The 2,520-nt window shown below is 48.1% G+C and carries 3 protein-coding genes; 1 reads left to right on the top strand and 2 read right to left on the bottom strand.

Going from position 1 to position 2,520, the window contains the following annotated elements; genetic code table 11:
• Positions 1–113: 113 nt before the first annotated feature.
• Positions 114–554, bottom strand: coding sequence for a type IV pilin protein (locus ACI351_RS04980; RefSeq protein WP_439734141.1), 441 nt, complete (start codon positions 552–554; stop codon positions 114–116).
• Between the two features lie 270 nt (positions 555–824).
• Here ACI351_RS04980 and miaA point away from each other — a divergent pair, with 270 nt between their 5' ends.
• A complete protein-coding gene (miaA, locus tag ACI351_RS04975) occupies positions 825–1,760 on the top strand; it encodes a tRNA (adenosine(37)-N6)-dimethylallyltransferase MiaA (RefSeq protein WP_439734140.1) in 936 nt (311 codons plus the stop codon).
• Between the two features lies 1 nt (position 1,761).
• Here the strand turns inward: miaA and ACI351_RS04970 are convergent, their stop codons facing one another.
• Positions 1,762–2,160 carry a hypothetical protein gene (locus ACI351_RS04970; RefSeq protein WP_439734139.1) on the bottom strand — a complete coding sequence of 133 codons (399 nt, stop codon included), beginning with the start codon at positions 2,158–2,160 and terminating at the stop codon, positions 1,762–1,764.
• Positions 2,161–2,520 lie beyond the last annotated feature (360 nt).

Raw genomic sequence — 2,520 nt, 5'->3', positions numbered from 1 at the left:
AAATCTGCAATAAAATCCAGAAAGACGAAAGCCTTTTTGAAGACAAATAGTTCCGACAAACACTCCGCAAATAGAAACCGGCGCGTTATGTGCGCCGGTTTTTTAATACGTTTTTACTTAACAATGGTCCAACGATTACCGCCAGTACTGGTATCCGCCCCCAAATGTTTACACATCTGTTTTGCCCATTCAAATTTATCTCCGTCGCTTTGCGTACCACAAGCAATAGAATCCAAGCCGCCTGTTTGCCAGCGGTAAAAAAGAATATACGGCTTTGTCTTGCTGGTTGCATGAACAGAAAATTCTGGAGAGATATTATAGATAAAATGTTTGCTTTCCGGCACCGCCACATCCAACGCCGCGAAATCGGACGCATATGCGCCATTTGCCATATAATACACTTCTTGCGCGTCCCGTAACGTTTTAAGGACGGTCAAAGCCTCGGCGGCGCGCGCTTTTTCCACCGCCCATTCATACTGCGGAAGTGCCACCGCCGCTAAAATACCAATAATTAATACAACCACCAACAACTCTATTAAGGTGAATCCTTTCATTTTATTTTCCTCATTAAAAAGTCTCATCCTGAAAGTTTTCTGCTCAGAATCTACCGATTTTAAGCAAACAATACACAATCAGAATATCCCAAACAGAAACACTACGGAATGCCCCTATGGTATCAAAAAAAAAAAACGGGTCAAGGCCCAGAGGCTGGGCTCCCCTCTTGTCCGCGCTCCTCTGATTAACCAAGCCACACCGTTTTAGATATGCCGCTATCCCGCGAAACAGCTTTCCAAACCCACTCCCATAAAAAGTACAATATAAATATGCAACCTATCGTCCTCTGCGGCCCGACCGCATCCGGCAAAACCGAACTGGCGCTTGAACTAGCGCGCCAGACAGACGGAATCATTCTATCCGCCGATTCGCGCCAAGTGTACAAACGCCTCACCGTCGGCACCGCTAAACCTGCGGGCGCTTGGCAAAACGGCGCGTATAGAGTGGACGGGGTACCGTATTATCTGGTGGATTTTTTGGACGTAACGGACACGTTTAACGCCGGAGCATTTAAAGCGCGCTCCGGGGAAATCATCCGGCAAAACTCCGGTCGCCAAATTATTTTTGCCGGCGGAACGGGAATGTATCTGCACGCGTTTTTTGTAGGAATGGATGACCTCCCGCAAAGCACACCCCAAACGCGCGAAATACTCCAAAAACTGCTTACCGAACACGGAAAGGACGGGCTGCACCAAGCCTTGCGGGCAAAAGACCCCTCGTCGGCTGAAAAAATCCCTGCAGGAAACGTCCAGCGCACGATGCGAGCCTTGGAACTTTATATGCTCACGGGTAAACCGGCCAGCGAACTTAAAAGCGGAAAATTTTTCAAACTGCCCGACGAAAAATCATCCTTTTGGGTTTATTTGGATTGGGAGAAAGAAGCGTTAAACGAACGCATCGCGCATCGCACGGAGCAGATTTTTGACGGAATGACCGAAGAAGCCCGCACTCTTCTTGCCGAAGGATACACAGCAGATACCCCCGCTTTAAAAAGCCTGGGCTATCCGCAAGCAATCGCGTTTTTAAAAGGGGAACTTTCGCGCAAAGACGCGGTGGAACGTGTCGCCACGCTTACGCGCCAATACGCCAAACGGCAGCGCACATGGTTTAACCGCTATACGAACGCCCTGCGCATACCGCTTGCCTGCGCGGCGGATTTTGACGCAAAAAAAATTGCGCGGGACATTTTATCCCGCGGCAAGTAAATCATTTATCCAGTAGGTCGTTGAGTTCTTTGGCACCGTGCGCGCGAAGCAAGGCGACCTCCGCCGCTAAACCGTGCTTTTCTTCGTATTGCAATGCCAAGGAAAGCGGACATCTGTATTCGTTTTTTTCTTGTCCAAAATGCCCTTCGCTTAACTCAATCAGTTTTTTGCTGGCGGGTTCGCGCCAATGCCCCAAATAATTTACATTTGCGCCCTTTTCCACCAGTTTGCGGAGGACAGGTTTGTTGCCTGTTTCTATCGCTAGAAAGAGGGGCGTTTCAAACGGCGTAAAGCCGCACGCATCTAGATCTATTTTTTCTTCTAAAAGATCCAATGCCTCCTTTGTGCGGTAATGCCGAATAGAGCTTAACAGCTGTTTTTCTTTTTCACCAAATGACATTTTATCCCTCTTTTTTTATTTTAACAAATAAATTTTCGCCAAAACAACCAACCGCACCCGCCTAATTTTGGACATTTTTGCCCCACGTGTGCACACAGAAAGGAAAACTAAAAAGGATTATTCAAATACCGCCAAGGCATAAAAAAATCCGCCCCCAAACTGCGGGGGCGGAAAAGGCAAATACCTTAAAACGCTTACAGACCAGAACCAGCAGCAGCGGGCTTAATACAACTAGACCCTGCCGGAAATACAGCCATCGTCCCCGCAGTTCCCTCAGCGGCAGCTGTACCATCTGTAGTCGCTTCCGTACCATCACTGCAGCATTCCTTAGTATACGCATCAATACCGCAGAAATCCGCA

The sequence above is a fragment of the Candidatus Avelusimicrobium sp. genome (genome assembly GCF_051874775.1).
Classification (GTDB): Bacteria; Elusimicrobiota; Elusimicrobia; order Elusimicrobiales; family Elusimicrobiaceae; genus Avelusimicrobium.
Note: the sequence above shows the minus strand (reverse complement) of the source record. Positions and strands in the feature narration are given on the sequence as shown.

Bases quoted from the DNA above. Each gene is read 5' to 3' on its own strand.
- ACI351_RS04980 (WP_439734141.1), bottom strand. From the start codon at position 554: ATGAAAGGATTCACCTTAATAGAGTTGTTGGTGGTTGTATTAATTATT.
- miaA (WP_439734140.1), top strand. From the start codon at position 825: ATGCAACCTATCGTCCTCTGCGGCCCGACCGCATCCGGCAAAACCGAA.
- ACI351_RS04970 (WP_439734139.1), bottom strand. From the start codon at position 2,160: ATGTCATTTGGTGAAAAAGAAAAACAGCTGTTAAGCTCTATTCGGCAT.